This window comes from Pantoea sp. 18069 (assembly GCF_902706035.1).
Lineage (GTDB): Bacteria > Pseudomonadota > Gammaproteobacteria > Burkholderiales > Burkholderiaceae_C > Comamonas.
Genome location: NZ_CACSJA010000005.1, coordinates 64,633 through 87,698 on the forward strand (window position 1 = coordinate 64,633; position 23,066 = coordinate 87,698).

17 protein-coding genes are annotated in these 23,066 nt (G+C 56.7%); 9 read left to right on the forward strand and 8 right to left on the reverse strand.

The features are described 5' to 3' along the window. Positions 1–3 precede the first annotated feature (3 nt). From dapE to dapC, 4 genes are all read right to left on the reverse strand, one after another. Positions 4–1,200: a succinyl-diaminopimelate desuccinylase gene (gene dapE, locus GVL12_RS06005; RefSeq protein WP_159911871.1), complete on the reverse strand. Its 1,197-nt coding sequence runs from the start codon at positions 1,198–1,200 to the stop codon at positions 4–6. A gap of 75 nt (positions 1,201–1,275) precedes the next feature. Then, on the reverse strand, positions 1,276–2,454 hold the full coding sequence (locus GVL12_RS06010; protein WP_159911873.1) for a PilT/PilU family type 4a pilus ATPase: 1,179 nt from the start codon (positions 2,452–2,454) through the stop codon (positions 1,276–1,278). Positions 2,455–2,654: 200 nt separating this feature from the next. Continuing rightward, positions 2,655–3,479: a 2,3,4,5-tetrahydropyridine-2,6-dicarboxylate N-succinyltransferase gene (dapD, locus tag GVL12_RS06015; RefSeq protein WP_159911875.1), complete on the reverse strand. Its 825-nt coding sequence runs from the start codon at positions 3,477–3,479 to the stop codon at positions 2,655–2,657. Between the two features lie 6 nt (positions 3,480–3,485). After that, positions 3,486–4,691: a succinyldiaminopimelate transaminase gene (gene dapC, locus GVL12_RS06020; protein WP_159911877.1), complete on the reverse strand. Its 1,206-nt coding sequence runs from the start codon at positions 4,689–4,691 to the stop codon at positions 3,486–3,488. Positions 4,692–4,734: 43 nt separating this feature from the next. On the opposite strand from dapC, the gene GVL12_RS06025 reads away from it, so the two are divergent. Continuing rightward, positions 4,735–5,043, forward strand: coding sequence for a GIY-YIG nuclease family protein (locus tag GVL12_RS06025; RefSeq protein ID WP_159911879.1), 309 nt, complete (start codon positions 4,735–4,737; stop codon positions 5,041–5,043). A gap of 802 nt (positions 5,044–5,845) precedes the next feature. Here GVL12_RS06025 and rsxB read toward each other — a convergent pair. The 3 genes from rsxB to dusA form a co-directional block, all read right to left on the reverse strand. Next, a complete protein-coding gene (gene rsxB / locus GVL12_RS06030) occupies positions 5,846–6,517 on the reverse strand; it encodes an electron transport complex subunit RsxB (protein WP_159911881.1) in 672 nt (223 codons plus the stop codon). A gap of 14 nt (positions 6,518–6,531) precedes the next feature. Next, a complete protein-coding gene (locus GVL12_RS06035) occupies positions 6,532–8,133 on the reverse strand; it encodes a polyhydroxyalkanoate depolymerase (RefSeq protein ID WP_159911883.1) in 1,602 nt (533 codons plus the stop codon). Between the two features lie 136 nt (positions 8,134–8,269). Further along, the gene (gene dusA, locus GVL12_RS06040; RefSeq protein ID WP_159911885.1) at positions 8,270–9,286 is read right to left on the reverse strand and encodes a tRNA dihydrouridine(20/20a) synthase DusA; all 1,017 of its coding nucleotides are present in this window, start codon (positions 9,284–9,286) and stop codon (positions 8,270–8,272) included. Positions 9,287–9,793: 507 nt separating this feature from the next. Between dusA and GVL12_RS06045 the strand changes: the two genes are divergently transcribed. Continuing rightward, positions 9,794–11,317: a hypothetical protein gene (locus tag GVL12_RS06045; RefSeq protein ID WP_159911887.1), complete on the forward strand. Its 1,524-nt coding sequence runs from the start codon at positions 9,794–9,796 to the stop codon at positions 11,315–11,317. 207 nt (positions 11,318–11,524) lie between these two features. On the opposite strand, the gene GVL12_RS06050 is transcribed toward GVL12_RS06045, so the two are convergent. Further along, positions 11,525–12,181, reverse strand: coding sequence for a DNA/RNA non-specific endonuclease (locus tag GVL12_RS06050; protein ID WP_200843527.1), 657 nt, complete (start codon positions 12,179–12,181; stop codon positions 11,525–11,527). 915 nt (positions 12,182–13,096) lie between these two features. Between GVL12_RS06050 and GVL12_RS06055 the strand changes: the two genes are divergently transcribed. The 7 genes from GVL12_RS06055 to GVL12_RS06085 all read left to right on the forward strand — a co-directional run bounded on the left by GVL12_RS06055 (position 13,097) and on the right by GVL12_RS06085 (position 22,913). Next, positions 13,097–13,891, forward strand: a complete 795-nt coding sequence (locus GVL12_RS06055) for an ABC transporter permease (RefSeq protein WP_200843528.1) — start codon at positions 13,097–13,099, stop codon at positions 13,889–13,891. Next, complete coding sequence (locus GVL12_RS06060; protein WP_159911893.1) at positions 13,888–14,562, forward strand: ABC transporter ATP-binding protein; 675 nt, start codon at positions 13,888–13,890, stop codon at positions 14,560–14,562. The genes GVL12_RS06055 and GVL12_RS06060 overlap by 4 nt, the downstream gene beginning before the upstream one ends. Before the next feature lie 158 nt (positions 14,563–14,720). Then, positions 14,721–15,677, forward strand: coding sequence for a hypothetical protein (locus GVL12_RS06065; RefSeq protein ID WP_200843529.1), 957 nt, complete (start codon positions 14,721–14,723; stop codon positions 15,675–15,677). Between the two features lie 96 nt (positions 15,678–15,773). Then, positions 15,774–17,561, forward strand: a complete 1,788-nt coding sequence (locus tag GVL12_RS06070; RefSeq protein WP_159911897.1) for an SLBB domain-containing protein — start codon at positions 15,774–15,776, stop codon at positions 17,559–17,561. A gap of 118 nt (positions 17,562–17,679) precedes the next feature. Further along, the gene (locus tag GVL12_RS06075; RefSeq protein WP_159911899.1) at positions 17,680–19,335 is read left to right on the forward strand and encodes a hypothetical protein; all 1,656 of its coding nucleotides are present in this window, start codon (positions 17,680–17,682) and stop codon (positions 19,333–19,335) included. An 82-nt stretch (positions 19,336–19,417) separates the two neighbouring features. Further along, the gene (locus tag GVL12_RS06080; protein WP_159911901.1) at positions 19,418–21,607 is read left to right on the forward strand and encodes a hypothetical protein; all 2,190 of its coding nucleotides are present in this window, start codon (positions 19,418–19,420) and stop codon (positions 21,605–21,607) included. 31 nt (positions 21,608–21,638) lie between these two features. Further along, positions 21,639–22,913, forward strand: a complete 1,275-nt coding sequence (locus GVL12_RS06085; RefSeq protein ID WP_159911903.1) for a nucleotide sugar dehydrogenase — start codon at positions 21,639–21,641, stop codon at positions 22,911–22,913. Positions 22,914–23,066: the final 153 nt, after the last annotated feature.

Sequence of the window (23,066 nt, forward strand, 5' to 3'; positions counted from 1 at the left end):
CGGTCACGCCGCGCCGGGGGCTGCACAGGCCGCGAGGGCCTGGGCATGCAGGTTTTCCAGCGTGCGGCGGTAGATGTTGGTCAGTGGCGCGATATCGGCCAGAACGATATTTTCGTCGATCTTGTGGATGCTCGCGTTGGGTGGGCCCATTTCGATGACCTGGTCGCAGATCTGGGCGATGAAACGTCCGTCGCTGGTGCCCCCCGTGGTCGAGAGTTCGGTCTGCAGCCCGGTCTCATCGGCGATCGCCTGCTGCACGGCGTGGACCAGGCTGCCTGGCGTGGTCAGGAACGGCTGGCCGCCAATGGTCCAGTCGAGCTGGTACTCGAGGCCATGGCTGTCGAGTATCGCCTTGACGCGCGCCTGCAGGCCTTCGGCCGTCGACTCGGTGCAGAAGCGGAAATTGAAGTCGATCACCACGCTGCCCGGAATCACATTGCTTGCGCCCGTGCCGCCGTGGATATTGCTGATCTGCCAGCTCGTGGGCGGGAAGAACGCATTGCCCTGGTCCCAGGCCGTGGCCGCGAGTTCGGTCAGCGCCGGCACGGCCTGGTGGATGGGATTGCGCGCGAGCTGCGGGTAGGCGATGTGGCCCTGGATGCCCAGCACCGTGAGCTTGCCGCTCATCGTGCCGCGGCGGCCGTTCTTGATCATGTCGCCGGTGCGCTCCACCGCCGTGGGCTCGCCGACGATGCAGTAGTCGAGGCGCTCGCCCCTGGCCTTGAACTGCTCGACCACGACCTTGGTGCCATCGATCGACGGGCCTTCCTCGTCGCTGGTCAGCAGAAAGGCCAGATCGATCAGCGGCTCGGGCGTCGCTGCCAGGAACTCCTCGACGGCAACGACAAACGCCGCAATCGAGGTCTTCATGTCGCTTGCGCCGCGGCCGTAGAGCCGGCCATCGCGGTGCGTGGGCGTGAACGGCGGGCTGCTCCATTGCTCCAGCGGGCCCGTGGGCACGACGTCGGTGTGGCCGGCGAACACCAGGGTCTTGGGCGCAACGCCGCTGGCGCCCACGGCGCCCGGGCGCTTGGCGTAGAGGTTTTGTACGCGAAAGCTGTCGGGGCCGCTGTCGAGGCGCTCGCAGACAAAGCCCAGCGGCGCGAGCCGCGCGGCGATCAGGTCGAGGCAGCCCGCATCTTCGGGTGTGACGGAAGGGCGGCTGATCAGTTGCTCGGCGAGCTGCAGTGTGCGGGACATGGAAAATACAGTGTTGGAAGTGCGGGACAGCAGTGGGCGGGTGGTGGGCGGCGGGCGGCTAGGCGCCCGCCGCGTTCAGCCGTTGGCGCCGATGTCCAGCACGATTTCGGTGAAGGAGGCGTGTTCGTCTTCGGCGGGCGCGGCGGCCTTGGCCTTGGTTTCCGTGCCCGGCGGCGGCGCGGGCTTGGTGCCCGGAAAATCGTTTTGCAGCCGCCACATCAGGTTGGTGGGCGAGTCGGCATGGGCCAGGCCTTCCTTGCGGTCTATGGTGCCCGCGACAATCAATGCGGCCAGCGCTTCCTCGAAAGTCTGCGAGCCTTCGGCCATGGATTTTTCCATGGCTTCGCGCACGGCCGAGAAATCGCCTTTTTCGATCAGGTCGGCGACCAGCTTGGTGTTGAGCATCACTTCCACGGCCGGCACGCGCAGGCCCGCGGGCGTGCGCACCAGGCGCTGCGACACCACGGCGCGCAGCGCAGCCGCGAGATCGCCGAGCATGGTGTCGCGCACTTCCACGGGATAGAAGCTCAGAATGCGGCTGAGCGCGTGGTAGCTGTTGTTGGCATGCAGCGTCGCCAGACACAGGTGGCCGGACTGCGCATAGGCCAGCGCGGCCGACATGGTTTCGCGGTCGCGGATCTCACCGATCAGTATCACGTCGGGCGCCTGGCGCAGCGCGTTCTTGAGCGCCGTCTGCAGCGAGTCCGTGTCGCTGCCGATCTCGCGCTGGTTGACGATGGAGCGCTGGCTGCGGAACTGGTATTCGATCGGGTCCTCTATGGTGAGGATATGGCCCGTGACGTTCTTGTTGCGCGCATCGATCATCGACGCGAGCGTGGTGCTCTTGCCCGAACCCGTCGCGCCCACGACCAGCAGCAGCCCGCGCTTTTGCAGGATCAGCTCGCTGAGTACAGGCGGCAGGTTCAGCGTCTCGAGCGCCGGAATATGCTGGGCAATGAAGCGGATCACCACCGCGTAGGTGCCGCGCTGGCGCATGGCGCTGACGCGAAAACGGCCCACGCCGCGCAGCGGAACGCCCATGTTGAGCTCGCCGGTCTGCTCGAGCTCCTGCATGCGCTCGGGCGGCACGATCTCGGCCAGCAGGCTGCGCGGCGCGTCGGGCGGCAGCAACTGGCTGTTGATCGGCACGCACTCGCCATGGATCTTGATCAGCGCGGGCGCGTTGGCTGAAAGGTAGACGTCGGACGCCTGCTTTTCCCCCATCAGGCGCAGGATTCGCTCCATGGTGCTCATGTCATCTTCCTCGTCTGTACTAGCTATACAAGAAATCATGGCGCTTGCGCGACCCACAGCTTAGGAAACTGGCATGACCCAACTCAGGGGCAGCGAGGAAGGGCCGCCCCGCACCGAGGCTGCCGTCCCTGGCCGGGCGCCCCCCTCCACCGAAGGTTGAGAGGGGGAAGCGGCAGTAGCCGCTCAGGGGGTGTTTCAAGTTAATCGCGCAGCAGATCGTTCAAGCTGGTGGTCGAGCGTGTCTTGGCATCGACCTTCTTGACGATGATCGCGGCATACATGCTGTAGCGGCCGTTGTCCTTGGGCAGATTGCCCGACACCACCACCGAGCCGGCGGGCACGCGGCCGTAGCTGATTTCGCCGGTTGCGCGGTCATAGATGGGGGTGCTCTGGCCGATGTACACGCCCATGGAGATCACAGAGTTCTCTTCGACGATCACGCCTTCGACGACTTCCGAGCGCGCACCGATGAAGCAGTTGTCTTCGATGATCGTGGGGTTGGCTTGCAGCGGCTCGAGCACGCCGCCCAGGCCCACGCCGCCCGACAGGTGGACGTTCTTGCCCACTTGCGCGCACGAACCGACCGTGGCCCAGGTGTCGACCATGGTGCCTTCGCCCACATAGGCGCCGATGTTCACATAGGAAGGCATCAGGATCGCGCCCTTGGCGATGAACGAGCCGCGGCGCGCCACGGCAGGCGGCACGACGCGCACGCCGGTCGCGGCGATCTCGGCTTCCGACATGCCTTCGTACTTGGTGGGCACCTTGTCGAAGAAGTTCAGGCTGCCCGAATTCATCAGCACGTTGTCCTTGAGGCGGAAGGACAGCAGCACGGCCTTCTTGATCCACTGGTGCACGGTCCACTGGCCCACGCCTTCCTGGGTGGCAACGCGCAGCTGGCCGTCATTGAGCTGGGCGATCACATGTTCGACGGCATCGACGATTTCTGCGGGCGCGCTCGCGGGGCTCAGGTTGGCACGGTTGTCCCAGGCGGCGTCGATGATGGATTGCAATTGCTGAGTCATGAAAGCTTACTTCTTCAGGTTTTGGATAAATTGGACGATGCGCCGGGCCGCTTCGAGGCATTCCGCGGTCTCGGCGACCAGGGCCATGCGTACGCGATTCGCACCGGGGTTGTGGCCTGCGACATCCCGGGCCAGATAGCTGCCCGGCAGGACCGTGACATTGTATTGAGCATACAGCGCGCGTGCGAACTCGACGTCGTCCATGCCCAGGGATTCGGGCACGCCGGCCCAGAGATAAAAGCCGGCGTCGGGCAGGCGCACGTCCATCACGCTGGCCAGCAGCGGCGTGACTTCGGCGAACTTCTGGCGGTACTGGCGGCGGTTGTCGATCACATGCGCTTCGTCGTTCCAGGCCACGATGCTCGCTTCCTGCACGGCCGGGCTCATTGCGCCGCCGTGGTAGGTGCGGTACAGCAGGAAGGCCTTGAGCAGCGCGGCGTCGCCGGCGACAAAACCGCTGCGCAGTCCCGGCACATTGCTGCGCTTGGAGAGGCTGGTGAACGACACCAGGTTCCTGAAGTCCGTGCGGCCCAGCTTGGATGCGGCCTCGAGGCCGCCCAGCGGCGCTTCCTCGCGGAAATAGATTTCGCTGTAGCACTCGTCCGAGGCAATCACGAAGCCATGGCGGTCGGACAGCGCGAACAGCTTTTCCCATTCGCCCAGGGGCATGACCGCGCCCGTGGGGTTGCCCGGCGAGCAGACATACAGCAGCTGCGTGGTCTGCCAGACGGCGTCGGGCACGCCGTCCCAGTCGATGGCGAAATTGCGCGCCGGGTCGCTGGGCACGTAGACCGGCTTGGCGCCAGCCAGCAGGGCCGCGCCTTCGTAGATCTGGTAGAACGGATTCGGGCAGACCACGGTCGCGCCGGGCTGGGACGAGTCGACCACTGTCTGCGCAAACGCAAACAGCGCTTCGCGCGAGCCGTTGACGGGCAGCACCTGGGTGGCAGGGTCGAGCGCCAGGCCGTAGCGCTGGTTCATCCATTGCGCCGCGGCCGCACGCAGCCGCGGGTCACCGCCCGTGGCCGGGTACTTGGCCAGCGCGCCCGGGCTGTTGCCCAGCACCTCTTCGATGAAAGGCGGCGTGGGGTGGCGCGGCTCGCCAATGCCCAGGCTGATCGGGCGATACAAGGGCGAGGGCGTGACCCCCGCGAAAAGCTGTCGCAGCCGTTCAAACGGATAAGGCTGCAGTTGGGAGAGCAGGGGATTCATTGCCCGCATTATCCACGCTGTTCCAGCGCAGCGAGAATTGCCCATGGGCTTTTGGGTCTACATGCTGCACTGCAACGACGGCAGCTATTGCACCGGACACACCGACGATCTGGAACAGCGGATCGCGCAGCATGCGTTCGGCACTTTTCCCGACTGCTATACGTTTTTGCGTCGCCCGATAGCACTGGTCTTTGCCCAAGAGCATGCCACGCGTGAGGAAGCGCTGGCCGCCGAGCGGCAAATCAAGGGCTGGAGCCGGAAGAAGAAAGAGGCGCTGATGCGAGGGGATTGGGCGGAGGTATCGCGCCTGGCGCATTTGTCCCGAAAGCATCCTTCGACGGGCTCTGGATGAGCGGACCCCCCGTTCGCCCAGAGCCTGCTGAAGGCCCCCGTTCGTCCTGAGTCCGTCGCAGGCCTCCCCCCGTTCACCCTGAGCCCGTCGAAGGGTGGGGGCCTACGTTAGCCCACCGCATTCCCGTTCCCCACTCGCTCTGAGTCCTGAGCCCGCCGAAGGAGGGAAGCGCCGTTTGCAGAAAGGGCTTCGACAGGCTCAGCCCGAACGGTTTTATACATTGCGCACTGTGCCACGGCGCACCCAGAACCTGCGGAAGGCCCCCGTTCGTCCTGAGTCCGTCGCAGGCCTCCCCCCGTTCACCCTGAGCCCGTCGAAGGGTGGGGGCCTACAGTTAGCTCACCGCGTTCCCATTCCCACTTGCTCTGAGTCCTGAGCCCGCCGAAGGAGGACAGCGCCATTTGCAGGCAGGGCTTCGACAGGCTCAGCCCGAACGGGTTTTTACATTGCGTGCTGTTCCACGGCGCACCCAGAACCTGCGGAAGGGCCCCGTTTGTCCTGAGTCCGTCGCAGGCCTCCCCCCGTTCACCCTGAGCCCGTCGAAGGGTGGAAACCTACAGTTCGCCCACCGCATTCCCGTTCCCCACTCGCTCTGAGCCCTGAGCCCACCGAAGGAGGGCAGCGCCATTTGCAGGCAGGGCTTCGACAGGCTCAGCCCGAACGGTTTTATACATTGCGTACTGTGCCACGGCTCACCCAGAACCTGCGGAAGGCCCCCGTTTGTCCTGAGTCCGTCGCAGGCTTCCCCCCCGTTCACCCTGAGCCCGTCGAAGGGTACCCGCGTCGAGAAGACGCCCCCTGCTCAAGTCCCCGCCCGCTGCGCTCGGGCCCTGGCCATCGCCGCGGCAATCGCCGCTTTCTTGGCATCGACAGGGTCTGCGGCAGCAGCCGGTTCCGCAGTCACGGCAAGCGCCACCTCCAAGCCCGCAGCCATTGCCGCCTTGGGCGCCGCCGCGCGTTCGGACCCGCCGAGTCGGCGCTGGCGCCGGGTATAGCGCGACAGAGCGTGCGTGGCCTGCTCCTGCGACCACGCGGCCCAGCCGGTCGCGCCGCCGCTGGCCGGAACCAGCGTGATGCAGTCGACGGGGCAGACCGGTATGCACAGCTCGCAGCCCGTGCAATGCGGCGCGATCACGGTATGCATGCGCTTGTTGGCGCCGACGATCGCATCGGTGGGGCAGGCCTTGATGCACAGCGTGCAGCCAATGCACCAGGCTTCGTCGATCACGGCCAGCGTGCGCACGGACTCGATGCCGTGCTCGGCTGAAAGCGGCAGCACGGGCCGACCCGTGAGCGCCGCGAGCCGGGCAATGCCTTCGGCGCCGCCCGGTGGGCACTGGTTGATGGCGGCCGCGTCGTCGGCAATCGCCTGCGCATAGGCGGCGCAGTCGGGATAACCGCAGCGCGTGCACTGGGTCTGCGGCAAGGCGGCGTCGATGCGAGCCGCCAGGCCTTGCAGGGCGGAGGCTGGCATGACGCGTCCTCCTGTCAGCTGCGGCGTGATCCGCGCGCAGCGCGCGGCTTGGTTTTTGTCGCTGCGGGGGCGCGCACCTGCGGGCCTTGCTCGGTCGTCGCCACTGCTTCTTCCTGGCCCTGTTCCAGCGCCGTTTCAAGCATGGTCTTGGCCGTTTCAGGCGCCGTGACCTGGGCTATTTCCAGTGCAATCTCGAGCACTGACACATCCAGGGTTGCGGTGGGCGCAAGCGCTGGTGCCACTTCGACCACCGGGGCGGCCGTGACGGGAGCGGCAGCGGCCTGGCTGGCGGGAGTCAATCGCGTGGGCAGGCCGTCATGGCCGACGCCGTCGTCGACCGGCACGGGGGCCTGCGTGGTGTGCGCGAGGATGAACTCGCGCACCTGCGGGTACACCTTTTCGCGCCAGCGGCGGCCGCTGAAGATGCCGTAGTGGCCCGCGCCCGGGACTTCGAGGTGCTGCTGCTGCTCGGCCGGCACACCCGTGCACAGGTCATGCGCGGCACGCGTCTGGCCCGATCCCGAGATATCGTCGAGCTCGCCTTCCACGGTGAGAATGGCGCTGCCCGTGATGTCTTGCGGGCGCACGCGCTCGATCTGGCCGTCTGGCGACTTCACGTCCCAGGTGCCCTTGACCAGCGAGAAGTTCTGGAACACGGTGTAGATCGTTTCCAGGTAATACGCCGCATCCATGTCGAGCACGGCGTTGTACTCGTCGTAGAACTTGCGGTGCGCTTCGGTGCCGGTGTCGTCACCCTTGAGCAGGTTCTCGAAATAGTCGTAATGGCTGGTCGCATGCCGGTCGGGGTTCATCGCGACGAAGCCCGTGTGCTGCAGGAAGCCCGGGTACACGCGCCTACCCGCGCCCGGGTAGTTGGACGGCACATCGTGGATCACATTGCTCTCGAACCACTCGTAGCTGTGGTTGGTCGCGAGGTTGTTCACTGCGGTGGGCGAGCGGCGCGCGTCGATGGGGCCGCCCATCATGGTCAGCGTCAGCGGCGTGGTTTCGCCGCGGCTGGCCATCAACGATACCGCAGCGAGCACCGGCACGGTGGGCTGACACACGCTGACCACATGACAATTGCCATACTTGCCCTGCAGGTGGCGGATGAACTCCTGCACATAGTTCACATAGTCATCGAGATGGAACACGCCCTGGTCCATTGGAACCAGGCGCGCGTTCTTCCAGTCGGTGACATAGACCTTGTGGTCCGACAGCATGCTGCGCACGGTGTCGCGCAGCAGCGTCGCGTAATGGCCCGACAGCGGCGCCACGATCAGCACCACGGGTTGCGCGAGCATGGTCTGCAGCGTGGCCGCTTCGTCGGTGAAGCGCTTGAAGCGCCGCAGCTCGCAGAAGGGCTTGTCGATCTCCACCCGCTCCATGATGGTCACGCCGACGCCGTCGACATCCACCGTGGTGATGCCGAACTGCGGTTTCTCGTAGTCCTTGCCCAGCCGGTGGAACAGCTCGAACCCCGCGGAAATACGTTGGGACAGCGGTGTTTGGCTGAAAGGCGACAGTGGATTGCTGTACAGCTTCGAGGCTGCGAGCGCAAAGTCGGCGAAAGGCTCCACGAGGGAGCGCTGGGTTTCATACATTTGGTAAAGCATGGGCAAGACCTTGTTATGTTGCAGTGCAATATAGCAGTTGTCTGGCATGAAGGTGCAAGACATTCCCACAAGCACTTCTGCCATCCTGGAAAAGCAGGTCGAGAAAACCCTTTTGCTTGTGCAGGCTGGAAGGGCCTCAGCCCCCGGCGCCCAGGCCCTGCGGCGCCCGCGCAATCGCCATGACTTCGCGCGCCGGCAAGCCCTTGAGGCGGTGGTCGCTCCAGGCCTGGCGCCAGCGGCGCGCACCCGCGAGCCCATGGCGCAGGCCAAGCATATGGCGCGCAATGCTGTACCAGTGCGTGCCATGCGCGAGCGCTTCGCGCTCCATGTAGTCGACCATCTGCTCCTCGACGGCCTCGCGCGTCAACGTGTTGGGTGCAGCGCCGTAGAACTGCGCATCCCAGCTCGCGAGCCACCAGGGGTTGTGATAGGCCTCGCGGCCGACCATCACGCCGTCGACGCACTCGAGCTGCTCGGCGACTGCCGCGCTGTCCTTGAAGCCGCCGTTGATGGCAATCGTCAGCTGCGGAAAATCGCGCTTGAGTTGGGCCACGACCTCATAGCGCAGCGGCGGCACCTCACGGTTCTCCTTGGGCGACAGGCCCTTGAGCCAGGCATTGCGCGCATGCACGATGAACACTTCGCAGCCCGCTTCGGCCACGGTGCCAATGAAGTCGCGCACGAAGTCGTAGCTTTCGCTCTTGTCGATGCCTATGCGGTGCTTGACGGTCACCGGAATCTGCACCACGTCGCGCATGGCCTTGACGCCGTCGGCCACCAGTTGCGCCTCGTTCATCAGGCAGGCGCCAAATGCGCCGCGCTGCACGCGCTCGCTAGGGCAGCCGCAGTTGAGGTTGATCTCGTCATAGCCCCATTGCGCGCCCAGCTGCGCGGCGCGCGCCAGATCAGCCGGCTCGCTGCCGCCCAGCTGCAGCGCGAGCGGGTGCTCTTCGGCATTGAAGCGCAGGTGGCGCGGCACATCGCCATGCAGCAGCGCGCCCGTGGTCACCATTTCGGTATAGAGCAGCGTATGGCGGGTCAACAGCCGGTGCAGGTAGCGGCAGTGGAGGTCTGACCAATCCATCATGGGGGCCACGGACATGCGCCACATCGAGTGGTGGGCTGATTCTGGCTTGTCGCTATTGGAAGTCATGCAATTTCGTGCCCATCAAGGGCTTTTCTGAATCATCTTGGTGTTGCCCGTGGGCCATGGGCTGGGCAACAGGGCCATGGTGTCGCAAGGCACTGGCCAGCAAGTACACGCGCAACTGGGGCAGGGACCCAGCGGGCCGTGAAATCTGGGGGATTATCTCAGCGCCCGTGGCTTTTTGCCCGTATGGGGACGTGGCAGCAAAGGTGGCGAAGGCTGGGGCGCGTCTTGAATTTTTTGGGCATTAATCCAGATCGGATTTTTTGGGGAGCTAAATGGCCCGCGGAGTGGGTCGGGGGCTGTCCATCCTGGGCCGGCCAGGCAAGCTCAGGGCGCATGCCCAGAGAATCCGCTCTCTTGGTCACTTCAGCATATGCATGTGCATCGCAGGGTAATCGAGGGGTGCGAAATGTCTCAGGTGCAACCATTGCGTGCAGCCAGACGATACAGTTGTATCCAAGAGTGCGGCATGTCAGCTGTTTCGCAGTCTTGGAATTCAAAGGAGCAGGCATGGGACACCTTGGCAATGCATTGAGTTTTGGCGAATCCGTTGTGACCACAAGGAGGTCATCAACTATGCCCGTCTTTGATGGGGTTCCCTTTGAAGGACGCGCGCGCGATGGCGCCGAGCGCCGCAGTTGCTGCCAGGCCCGCAGTCACTTTGCAGCGCCCCTGTCGTGGTCGACGCCATGCCGCCTGCTCGTGCTCGCCGTGGCCGCAGCCTTTCTGACGGGCTGCGCCAGCCCCATCATGCGCATCGAGGCGCCGGGCTATAGCGTTGCGCAGAGCCCCCCGCCAACCCGCGCGCCGAAGGATATGAGCGATGCCGTGGCCAAGCTGGAATTCTTTCGTGCGGTCTATTACGAAGCCATCGTCGATCGCGCGCAGGCCCAGCAGAACGCAACCACGGGTCTGGTCTGGCTGGGGGCCGCCGTGGTCGCGATGGCTGCCGGCACGGTCCACCGTGACCCGATTCTGGGCGCGACGCTGATCGGCGGCGCCACGTACGGTCTCAGCCGCACACAACTTGACGCGCGCCATGTGCAAGTGTGGCACCAGGGCATCAAGGCACTCAACTGCGCCAAGGAGGCAGCGCTGCCGATGGATATCGGCCAGAAACGCTCTGCCGGCCTGGAGGACGCCATCACGCAATTGTCCGTACAGCGGGCCACGGTGGAGAGGCTGCGTGTGCAGACCGCAGCAACTGCTGCCTTGGTGAAACCCGGCGGCGCCGCTCTAGTGAAAAGCGCTTACGCACTTCTGTCCACGGTGGACGAAGCGCTGATCGAGGCAGACCGCAGTGCCAATGCCGGCGCCGCTCTTTTGCACCAGGCAAAAGGTGCCGAACTGGGTGTGGCGGTGGACAAGATCCATGCCAAGGTCACCGAAGCGATGGGCGACCTGCTGGTCGATGTGTCGGCGGTGCCGCAACTCATTGCCGGGTTGGGTAGTTTCGCCTCTGCAGTGGCCCCTGGTGCCCCCGGTGTGGATGTGAAAGCACTGCTGTCAGTGGTGGGGGGGCCGAAAGTGGATATGGACGCACTGCTGGCAGCGATGAAGGCACAGGGCTTTTCGGAGGCTAGTAGTGGGGGCTTGGAGAAAATCAACGACATGAAAAAGCTGGAGCAGCAAATGGACAGCCTAAAGTCCGCCATGGATTTTCTCCGTGTGGACCAGCAGCGCGTCAACGGCATGCTGGTGACCGTGGACCGCGCGGCCGTGCTCGCGGCGCTCAAGGCCTGCGGTGTTGCTGGCGTCAGCACGGCCATGGTCCTTCGCCCCGCCACTTTGCAATTCAAGGCCGCTACCGCGGACGTCAAGGGATTCCAGATCAGCGGAGGAAAGGCACCGTATACCGTGGAGATGCTGGACAGCCCGCCAGAATGGCTGACGCCGGTCTTCCACGGTGGCCTGGCCGACACGGCACAGATCAAGGTGACCGACAAGGCTGTTGCTGGCAAGAGCTACAGCGTGCTGGTTTCGGATTCGAGCCCGACCAAGAACTCGCAAATCCTGACCGTGACCATCCCATAGGGAAATCTGCAGAGCGCGCCCTTCTTTGGTAATGCCGGCTCGTTGAAGGGACCGGTTCCCGTTCGCCCTGAGCCCGTCGAAGGGCATCCTGTCGAAAGGTCACCGCAGCATCTTGGCACTTGGCACTTGGCACTTGGCACGCCACATCATTTCGCTGCGCCGGTGCGCTTTGTTCTTTGTGGATGATCCGAAAGACTGCGGACGGGTTCAACGCGGCACAAACTCAATGCCGGTGCGCCGCACGAGCTCTTCGTAGCTGATGGGGGCGCTCACCTTGCGGCGGGGTTCATTGGGCTGCCAATGGGCCCAACTGCGGCCGGTGCTGGGGTCGTACACCAGCTTGTAGAAGAACTGTGGAACATGGACACCGCTGCGGCCAATGGTCTGTGGCGCTGACGAGTAGACCGGCCCGGTGAACACATAGACGCCGCCCTGAGCGCGCTGCACATATTTGCGCGTAGCTTGCTCGATGTCGTTCCAGGCGCCGTTGTTGAGCTCCACGTCTTGCGGCGCCATGTTCGCCAGGCTGAAGCTCTGGGCCTTGCCTTCGACCGAACCCATGTCGCCTGCGGGCGCCATATGGCCGCGTGAGTAGCCCGAATTCCTGTAGTCCCCGACTTCCGCACGCTCATCGCTGGGCAGCCGCGCTTCGGCATAGAAGTGGTCGCTGCGCTGGATATTGCGCCCCTGCTGAAGAACGGCGCGATCCAGGTGTTCGGCGACAAACACCGGCGTCTTCGTCTGTCCGCTGTGCAGCACCGCAAACCCGTTGAAGCACAACTCACGCTGCAGCGGCGCCTTGGGAACGATGGGCGGCAGGCCTGCGGGGAAAAAGTGCTTGCATTGCGAAAACTCGGTTGCCACATGTTCCGCAATGGGGGAGGGCGCAAACGCCTGGCCCGCCGCCTGCAATGCAAAAAAGGCCAAGGTCAATAGCAGCCAAGGTTGTTTCAGTGGGCGCGTTGCGGAAGTACGTGCAGCCATATCACACCTTTATGGGATGCGTTGAGGGGAAGATGGGGCGAAAATTACGCTGCTTCCAGCCGGATTGTCAGCCTCGAGCCATGCTTGCCGCTGCGGTGACGCAGCTTCACTGTGCCCTCGCGTCGCAAAAGACCAAGCCGGGTAGTCAAGATAGGTTTTGTAGGAACTGCGGCAGCAGGGGACGGTATTCCCGGATGACATGGCCCGTTCAGACGAATCAAAAACAGACAAATCGTTGATGGCCTGATCGCCTCTGTCATTGATGAGTTGCCTTTGAATTCTTCTGCCAGTAGCTGCAGTCGGCGATAGCTCACGGTGATGTGAAGCGGCTGCTGGAGCGAGGCTGGTGGGCGTCAGAGAGGGATCGTTAGCTGAGCTTGCCGAGGGTGAACGTCAGCCCGGTGCGAAAGCGCTCTGATGAAATGAGTAAAAGTTAGTTGTCGCTATTACATCTGCTAGCAGGCGTTTTCATCATTGATTGATATCTAATCAGATCATTAGTGATCATTTGCTGACTGTATCGAAATATAAATTCGATAGTGCCTGACTATTAAAATGGAGATTTTCAGTTTGAGTTACACATTTATGAGCAACCCACGTCGGGCATAATAGGGACGCATTTTTTTGCTCCCGTTTGGCGCATCCCTCGTTCAGGCGATGCACCGGTACCGAAGGCCGTAATGGCCTTCATTACTTTTCATATATCCCACCAATGACTCCCCCGACCCCCGATACCGAGTTGCGCGTGCAACTTCGGCAATGGTTGTTCCATCTGTTCCACGCAAGGGGGTGGCGGTGAGTCAAGTCACCCTGAAAACGGGCGCTTTCCAAAGGGCCACAGCCGTTTGGAAAGCGCTTTTTTTGCGTGAAGCCATGGTACGCATGTTTGGCTCGCGCATGGCGTGGGTCTGGCTCGTGCTCGAGCCCGTAGTCAATGTGCTTTGGCTCATATTGATCTTTACGGTCATCCGTATCCGGCATATCGGCGGTATCGAAACCGCCCTGTGGATTGCCGTGGGCATGCTGGTGTTCATGACCTTCCGACGTACTTTGTCACAGGTGCAAAACGGCGTGGACGCAAATAGCGCGCTGTTTGCCTATCGCCAGGTGCGGCCTGCGGATGTGGTGCTGGTGCGTGCCGGCGTCGAGGGCCTGAGCATGCTGCTGATCAGCAGCATGGTGTTTTTTATTGGCGCCATGCTGGGCTGGATGTCATGGCCTGCCAGTGTATGGAAAGTGCTTGAAGCCTTTACCTTGGCCTGGCTTTGTGGCCTGGGCCTGGGGATGACGTTTGGCGTGCTGGTCAAACTGGTCCCTGAGGTGGGGCGTATCGTCAGCTTCATTATGATGCCATTGATGATGATCTCCGGGGTCATCTTTCCCTTGTCAATGGTGCAGGAGCCTTATCTGGGCTGGTTGTTGCTCAATCCCTTGGCCCATGCCATCGAGGCCGCGCGCGTGGGCTTTGCGCCTTACTACCATGCAGTAAATGGGCTTGATCTAAGTTACGCCTACGCCTGTGCTCTGGTGCTTTTGTTCACGGGACTGGCGCTGTTTCGTCGCTTCAACGAACGATTGGTGACGCAATGATCGAGGTCATCGATGTACACAAGCGCTACTACACCGACCATGGCATGGGCCCATGGGTGCTCAAGGGCGTGAACCTGAGCATTCCTGCCGGATGCAGCGTCGGGCTGGTGGGCGGCAACGGCGCGGGAAAGTCCACACTGCTACGCATCATTGGTGGCGTGGACTACCCCTCCAAAGGCGAGGTACGGAGGCACTCAAAGGTGTCTTGGCCCATGGGTTTTGGCGGTGGTTTGCAAGGCAGCATGACGGGGCGGCAGAACACCAAATTCGTGGCTCGCATCCATGGCATGGACCATGACATTCCACGTATTCTTCAGCAGGTGCAGAGCTTTGCAGAAATCGGCGCGGCCTTCGAAGAGCCCATCAAAACCTATTCCTCGGGCATGAAATCGCGGCTGCAGTTCGCATTGTCGCTGGCATTCGATTTCGATGTCTATATCTCGGACGAAGTCACGGCAACCGGCGATCGGGCTTTCCAGGCCAAGGCAGCCAAGGCCTTCAAGGACATGGTGGGCAAGGCCAGCATCATCATGGTTTCGCACAGCGAAAGCACGCTCAAGGATTTTTGCCAGGCCGGTATCTGGCTGCACCAGGGCAAAGCGCATTGGTTTGACCAGATCGACGACGCCTTGCGCGCTTACCACGACAGCACCTCCATTATTAGTTCATGACAATTGCTCCTCCCCTTGAGCGTAGCCTGCAATGGCTGCGACGTTCCCCTTTGCGCGGCCTGACGGCCGTCGCTTGCGTTTGCAGTGCGGTGTATTGGCTGGGTATTGCTTCCGACCGCTATGTATCCGAATCACGTCTAATTATTCAAAGCACAAGCTTGAGCAGCGGCGCTTCGCTTGATTTGGGTAGCCTTATTTCGGGTACTTCGGGGGGCAACCGTGCAGACCAGCTCCTGCTGCGCGAGCATCTGCGTTCGCCCGACATGGCCGAGCAACTCGATGCCAAGCTGGGCCTGCGTACCCATTACAGTGCTGAAGGCGACTGGCTTTCGCGTCTTTGGGGTACCGACGCCAGCCGCGAAGACTTCCATGCCTATTACCTGCGCCGCGTGCAGGTGGAATACGACGAGTTCGCGGGCGTGCTGGTGCTCAAGGCCCAGGCCTATGGGCCCGAAGTGGCGCAGCAGATCAGCCAGGCGCTGGTGCAGGAGGGCGAGCGCTTCATGAACCGCATGGCCCATGCCATTGCGCAGGACCAGGTGACTTTTCTCGAAGGTCAGGTTCAGGCCTTGAACACCAAGGTACAAAGCACCCGCCAGGCATTGCTGAGCTTCCAGGAGAAAAAAGGCCTGATCTCACCCGAAGCCGCGGCGCAAGCCATTGGGACCATCGTCGCCAACCTGCAAGGGCAGTTGGCGGACTTGCAGGCCCAGCGCGGCGCCTTGCAGGCGTATCTGGTGAAAGACCACCCGAATATCGTCCTGCTCGACCAGCGCATTACGGCCCTGGAAAAGCAGATGCAGCAGGAGCAGGCCAAGCTTGCCGCGCCGGGCGGCAAGACGCTGAACCGCACGGCCGAGGCTTTTGCGCAACTCGAGTTGCAATCGCAGTTTGCGCTTGACATGTACAAGACCGCGCTCACGGCACTCGAACAGGGCAGGCTTGAAGCCACGCGCACGCTCAAGAAAGTCTCTGTGTTACAGCAGCCCAATCTGCCGCAAGAAGCCACAGAACCCCGACGCCTATACACCACGAGTGTGTGGATCATCGTTATTCTGCTGCTCGCTGGCGTGGCCCATCTGTTGATGGCCATTGTGCGGGACCACCGTGATTGACGAGTATTGCCTGTGGCTGGGCTTGCCCAGGCCGCTCCTTATTGCACTGCCTGCAGCTGTTGCTGGGCAGGCTATTACCTATTGATTGATCCATAGATGAAGACAAGCCAAACGCAACGTGCCGGAATCGCACCCGTTACCCGGTTGCGGCAAGTTGCTTCAGCCGCATTGCTCGTGACGCTGTTGCAACCTGCCTGGGCACAATACGATTTGAATACGGGCTTGGGGCTAGGTGCTGCCACGCCATCGGCAGCGGCTGCTGACGGCGCCAATGCCGCGGCCAGGGCCCAAGCTCAAGCCCGTGCAGCACAGAATATGGGAGGCGCACCTGCACTGCCTGCAACAGCCGTCGCCGCGCAAAGCCAGGACCATTTGAACAACCAGATCAGCGACGTTTTTGGCGCGCAGTTGTTCACGGGCGCTTTCAGCCAACCCGGTGCGACCCAGTTCAACCCCGATTACGCCATTGCAATCGGCGACCAGATCCAGGTGCGGCTCTGGGGGGCCTTTACCTTTGAAGAGACGCTCACGGTAGACCCCAAAGGCAATATCTTCCTGCCCCATGCTGGCCCCGTAAAGGTGCAGGGCGCACGCAATGAGGAACTGCAGGCAGTGGTGCAAGCTGCTATGCGCAGAACTTTCCGTAATAACGTCAGCAGCTATGCAAGCCTGGCAGCAGCCCAGCCGGTACGCGTGTTTGTGGGCGGCAATGTCAACCGCCCCGGTCTATACAACGGCACAAGCATGGACAGCGTGCTGCGCTATCTGGACATGGCGGGTGGTGTAGACCCTGAGCGCGGCAGCTATCTGCAAGTGAGCATCAAGCGCGGCCAGACCACCAAGGCTGTGGTGAACCTTTACGACTTCCTGCTCGATGGCAGCATGCCCATGGTGCAACTCGCCGATGGCGATGTGATCTTTGTGCCGCCGCATGCACAACGCGTCAAAGTCAAGGGCTTGGTCGCCAATGCCAAGCGCTTCGAGTTCAAGGCCGGCACGCAAAGTGTGGCGCAGTTAATGGAGTTTGCAAAGCCTTTTGCTACCGCCACCCATGTACGTGTAATGCGCAACACGGGCAGTGTGCGCAACGCCGAGTATTACCCTTTGAGTGAGGCCAGCATGGTGGCACTGGCCGACGGCGACGAGTTGGAGTTCACTGCGGACAAGAAGCCCGGCACCATCACCGTGCGCGTGGAAGGCGAACACAACAGCGCCCAGGAATATGTGCTGCCCTATGGCACGCGCATGGGTGCGCTCATGGGGCAAATCGCACCCACGGCCGATGCCGACACCCAAAGCGTGCAGCTTTTTCGCGAAAGCGTAAAGCAACGACAAAAGGAAATGCTGGCCACCAGCCTGCACAACCTGGAAATGAGCCTGCTCACGGCTCGCAGCGGCAGCAGTGATGAAGCGCGTCTGCGCAAGGAAGAGGCCGAACTGAGCCTGCAATGGGTGGAGCGCGCCAAGAAAGTCGAGCCTGTGGGCCAAGTGCAGATTGCTCGAGCCAGCCAGCGAGACACAATCTTACTGGAGAATTCTGATGTGATACGCATTCCCCGCAAGGATGACTTGGTCTTAGTTAGCGGGGAAGTCCTTTTCCCCAACGCGGTCGCGTACGAAGACAGTATGACCTTGCAAGACTACATCGAGCGCGCCGGTGGCTTTACGCAAATGGCCGACAATGCCCGTGTTGTAGTGGCACGCCGCGATGGCGCATTCGAACAAGTTGATACGAAACGTTTATTTGCCGATGCAGAAGTCCGAGCAGGGGACCAGATTCTGGTACTGCCTAAGGTTGATGAGAAAAAACGTCAATTTTGGAAGGACATGACACAAATCATCTACCAAGTTGCAATAAGTGCAAAAGTGGTTTTGGGACTTTGAAAGAATTATTTCTTGAGATTTTAGGTTTTTAATTTTCAATTAGATATTACATCTAATAATAAATTTATCAACAAAGAAAAAATAGTAAGATTTATTTTTTCTACTGCGACAAGAAACTATGCTTCATACAGATCATTCTAAAAAAAATCGCATTGTTGTAGTGATAGGACATCCTGCATCTGGAATGGAGGATGTACATTGCCAGCTTAATAGTCTAGGGATGAAAATTCCTGAGAGTGGACGCCTGCATGGAATGCCCGCAACTGATATTTCTTCTTATCTGGCTAAGCGGGCTGGAGGCGAGCTTGATTTCACTCAGCCCATTGTCCAGGTTAAACCTGCACTGATATGGCAATCACTTGCACTGGATTTATTGCTTGCGAACGGAATTAATAAGTTTTGGGGATGGGCGGATCCGCAGGCAATCTATTTGTTGGACTACTGGCTAGCAGTAGACCCAGAATTCTGTTTTGTTTTGGTGTATGACAAGCCTGAAAATGCTTTAGTGCGTGAATTTGCTGGCCAGTTTTTAAATGAAGAGAAGCTGTTGCAGTTTTTTTCGGGATGGTTTAACTATAACGAAGCATTATTAGGCCTTTATAGTCGGCATCCAGAACGTTGCTTGCTTGTGCATAGCGCCGCAGTACATTCTAATCGGCAGGTCTTTATTGATGCACTTGACTCACGTTTAAGAATTGAAATAAAGGCTTCTGATTTGGAAATTGAGGGAGGGAAAGTTGATGCTCAATTGCAGCGTAGTGCAGAAATAATCGTAGAGGCCGGTGAGTGGAATCATGGCTATGAAGATCTTCAATCAATGGCAGACCTTCCACAGTACGCAGAGCATACCATTAATCCTCTTTCATTTTGGAATAATCATATTGAGTCGCAGCGGAATCTTGATAGCGCGACAAAAAAACATAAAATTTTGTGTGAAGATTTGAAGCAGCGTGAACTCCATATCAAGGAGCAATCCGATAGGGAAAAAATAACAGAGGAGCACTTGAAGAGGTGCCAGGACGAAGCTGGCTTATTTTTGTTGAATGTGCATAAAATGCAAGAGGAATTGCAAAAGAAACATGATCAAAACGTGGGGCTACAAAATAAAACCATTGAGATTCAAAAAAATTTAGAGATATCTGAAGATCAAAGCAAGAAAATAAAAAATCAGCTACTTGCAAGTAAAAAAAATCTGACCGCTCGGGACGAAGAAGTTGATATTTTAAGAAAAAAGAACGTGGTTCTTTTGGAAAACAATGAAGCTCTAAAAAGTGTAAACGAACAATTTTTACTGAACCTGCATCAGATACAGGAAGCATTTGAGTCGTTCTACGCCGAAAACAAGATTCTTAAGTTAGAGATTACAGCCCGGAACGCTGCAGAAGCAGCAGAAAATGAGAAATTTGCTCTTGCAAAAATAGAAGCTTTGAAGCAGTACGGTGCCGCTGATCGAGTAAAAAGTCAACTTTCTTATCGTCTCGGGAGTGTATTGGTTCAACAGACTAATTCTGTGACCGGTGTTCTTACTTTACCCGTTTCCATTTGGAAGCAAGTGTGTGAATTTAATCACGATAAAAAATTAAATGCTAATTTGAAGCGGCTGCCAATTGAACGTTACGCAGATGCACACGAAGCAGAAGAGATACGTCAACATCTATCTTATCGGTTGGGTAAGACTTTGCTCGAGAATTATAAGTCGCCCGTCGGCTGGGTGAAGTTACCGTTTATTGCTAGAAAAGAAATAAGAAAATTTCGATCACAAAGCGCAAAGTAACAATTTTAAGAGTGTTCATATAGCTATCTTCGGGCGACTTTTTTTACTAAAGGCCTAAAAATTGGTGAGAGAAAAATAACTTATGACATTGCCCCTTGTTCATAGACCTTTGGTTGAATCTGGCTTGGTTGTATTGCAATTGGCTATTCAAACACTTTACCCAGTCCGCGGTTGGCTTTGCGTTGGTGCCGGTGATGGAAATTTTTTGGATAAACTGTCTGTTCGCAATGTAGCTCATCTCCTTGCGGTCGAGGCGGAAAGAAATGCTTGCGCACGCCTCTTAAAACGGATTGAAGGAAATGAAAATTGGTCGGTGCTTCAGGCCTTAATAAGTGATAAAGATGAAGAAGTTGACTATTATCGATATTTCAATGCAAATGAAAGTGGTTTGCTAACCTCCGACGAGTTGGTCGATGTCTGGAAAAATTTACCGCTTAGGCAGTTTTTGCGAGTGTCTGCTCGCAGTTTAAGCAGCATCTTAGAGAATGAAGGACAAAACGCTTCTTATAACTGGCTTACCATCGACTGCTTACCTGCCGTTCCTTTATTGAAAGGGCTTGGTTCACATCTCAATGACTTCGATGTTGTTCAGTTACGTGTGACTTTGGTGGATGGAGTGCTTGAACAACTCGGCGCTAGTTATAAGGCGTGTGAGGATTTTTTGGTTTCTCAAGGTTTTAAATCTATTTTTGGAGAAGAGGAATCTAATTCCAAGATTGGAAAAATATTGTATTTGAGGGATTGGAAAAACTCTCTTTCGAAAGATAAAGATAATTTAGTATCTTTATTCGAAGAAGATAAACGTAAAGAAAAATCTCTTTTCGAAGAGAAAAAAGAAATATTAATTTCCTCTTTCGAAGAAGAGAAGGGCGAATTAATTTCTTCCTTCAAGCAAGAGAAAATTATGCTGATTTCTTCACACAAAGAAGAGAAGTATGCATTGGTTGCTTCGCTTGAAGAGGAGAAGTGTGCATTGGTTGCTTCGCTTGAAGAGGAGAAGTGTGCATTGGTTGCTTCGCTTGAAGAGGAGAAGTGTGCATTGGTTGCTTCGCTTGAAGAGGAGAAGGGTGCGTTGGTTGCTTCGCTTGAAGAGGAGAAGGGTGCATTGGTTGCTTCGCTTGAAGAGGAGAAGGGTGCGTTGGTTGTTTCGCTTGAAGAAGAGAAGTGTGCGCTGCTTGTTTCTCTCGAAGCGGAGAAGGGCACGTTGATTTCTTCGGTCGAAAAAGAGAAAGAGATGCTGATTTCCTTTTTGGAGGAAGAAAAGAAAGCGTTAATATCATCTTTTGAAAAGGATAAGCGCACACTAATTTCTTCGTTTGAAAATGAAAAAAAATCGCTAATTCATTTTCTTAAAGAAGAAAATAATAAAGACCATGAACGTGTCTTATCCAGTTTGAACGAAGTTGTAAAACGTTTAAATGATTACAATGACGATCTTTCTCGAGTTAATAAATCATTAGCTATCAAGTTGAGCAGTATTGAAGAAGATGAAAGAAAATATCGTAGTGCCTCTGACGATATTGTTGCTTTACAAAAAAGTCTTAATAAAAACATCAAGACTGAAATGGCAAATGCTGCAAAGCAGATAGGTGATTTTCTGAATCTTAAAGATTATTTGGAAGCAGGCAATTTGGCTGCGGTGGATTTGGAAACTAATGGCTGGCCAGCAAGTAGTGACTTCATGCTCTATCTCGTACGTTTAATAGAGAATAATAAATACGACATGATAATTGAGTTTGGCTCAGGAACATCTACACTTGTTGTCGCTAAAACAATTGAATATATTTCGCGTAGAAATGACAAAAAGAGTATTCCAATATTTGTTTCCTTTGATCATCTCGAGAAATATTTTTCTGAAACGGCGCGTAGGTTGAAAATTTCTAATTTGGAGAAGTATGTTAAGTTAGTGCATGCGCCATTGAAAAATTATATTACTCCAAATGGAGAAAGTTATTCTTATTATGATTGTTGCGGTGTGCTGGACGAGTTGAAAACGGAAAATGAAGTTGGTATTCGTGTGCTTGCAATAATTGATGGTCCACCGGCTGCTACTCAAAAGCATGCGAGATATCCGGCAGGTCCAATTGTTTTTAAAGCATTTGAAGGACAAAAAATCGATTTTCTTCTTGATGATGCTTCAAGAAAAGATGAAAAAGAGATTTCAGAAAAATGGAAAAATGAAGCTCGAGAAAATGGTTACGAATTTGTCGAGGAATTTGTCAGCACTGAAAAGGGTGCATTTTTGTTGAAAACTAAAAAGCTAACGGCTTGATAATAATTGTAAAATTAATATTTAATTTAAAATGAATAGTACTAATATAAAGATTGCGTTAATTGGTCTTGGATATGTAGGCCTTCCGTTGGCTGTTGAATTCAGCAAAAAATATCCGACGATCGGTTTTGATATAAAAAAACAACGAATAGCTGAACTTCAGGATGGTCACGACTCAACGCTAGAAGTCTCAGGCGATGAACTTAAATTGGCTAGTAACCTTATATTTGCATGTGAAGAGCATGAAATAAAAGATGCAAATGTGTTCATCGTGACCGTACCAACGCCTATTGATCAGCATCGTCAGCCAGACCTTACACCTTTGATTAAAGCTTCAGAGTTGCTTGGCCGGGTTATTAAGAAAGGTGATGTTGTTATCTACGAATCGACGGTCTATCCTGGTGCAACGGAAGAGGAATGTATTCCAGTCATTGAAAAAGTATCGGGCCTCAAGTTTAATAAAGATTTTTATGCTGGTTATAGCCCTGAGCGGATTAATCCAGGTGATAAAAATAGGCCAGTTAGCAAAATTCAAAAAGTCACTTCTGGCTCTACTCCGGAAATAGCAGAATTTGTTGATCAGCTTTATCGCACTATTATTTCAGCTGGGACTTTTAAAGCGGCAAGCATTAAGGTTGCTGAAGCTTCAAAAATTATTGAAAACACTCAGCGCGATGTCAATATTGCACTTATTAATGAGTTATCGATGATTTTTAGTCACATGGGAATTGATACTGGCGATGTGATTGAAGCCGCTGCAACTAAATGGAACTTCATTAAATTGCAACCAGGATTGGTTGGCGGGCACTGCATTGGTGTTGATCCTTATTATCTGGTGCAAAAATCCATGAGTGTCGGCCATATTCCTGATATGATCCGTACCGCTCGAGAGATTAATGATGGAATGGCGCGATTCGTGGTTGGAAAGCTCGTTAAGAGCATGATAAATAATGACCAAACGATCAAAAAAAGCAAGGCGCTAGTGCTTGGATTTACTTTTAAGGAAAACTGTCCTGATATTCGGAATACGAAAGTTGTTGATTTGATATCCGAAATGAAAAGTTATGGAATGAGTGTGGATATTCATGATCCTTGGGTGCAGCAGCCAGACATCGAAGGCGAATACGGTTTGAGTATCGTCGCATCACCGGCCATTAATACCTATGATGTGATCGTAATCGCTGTTGCTCATGATGAGTTCAAAGACATGGGGGAGAAATTAGGACAATTTGGTAAAAATATTCGCACTATTCTTGATATGAAGAATGTTCTTGGGAATCTATCTATGGGCCAAGTGCGACTTTAAATTATAGTTTTATAGATGTCTTTTATAGAAAATCAGAGGTGTAAATTTAAAAGATATCTCTGATTTTCTTATGTGGTTTTAAAAATTAAACTGAAGCTTCCTTGCAAGTTTTTGGGCAAGTCAACTTAATAAAATTTTTAGTTGGCTTGTGCA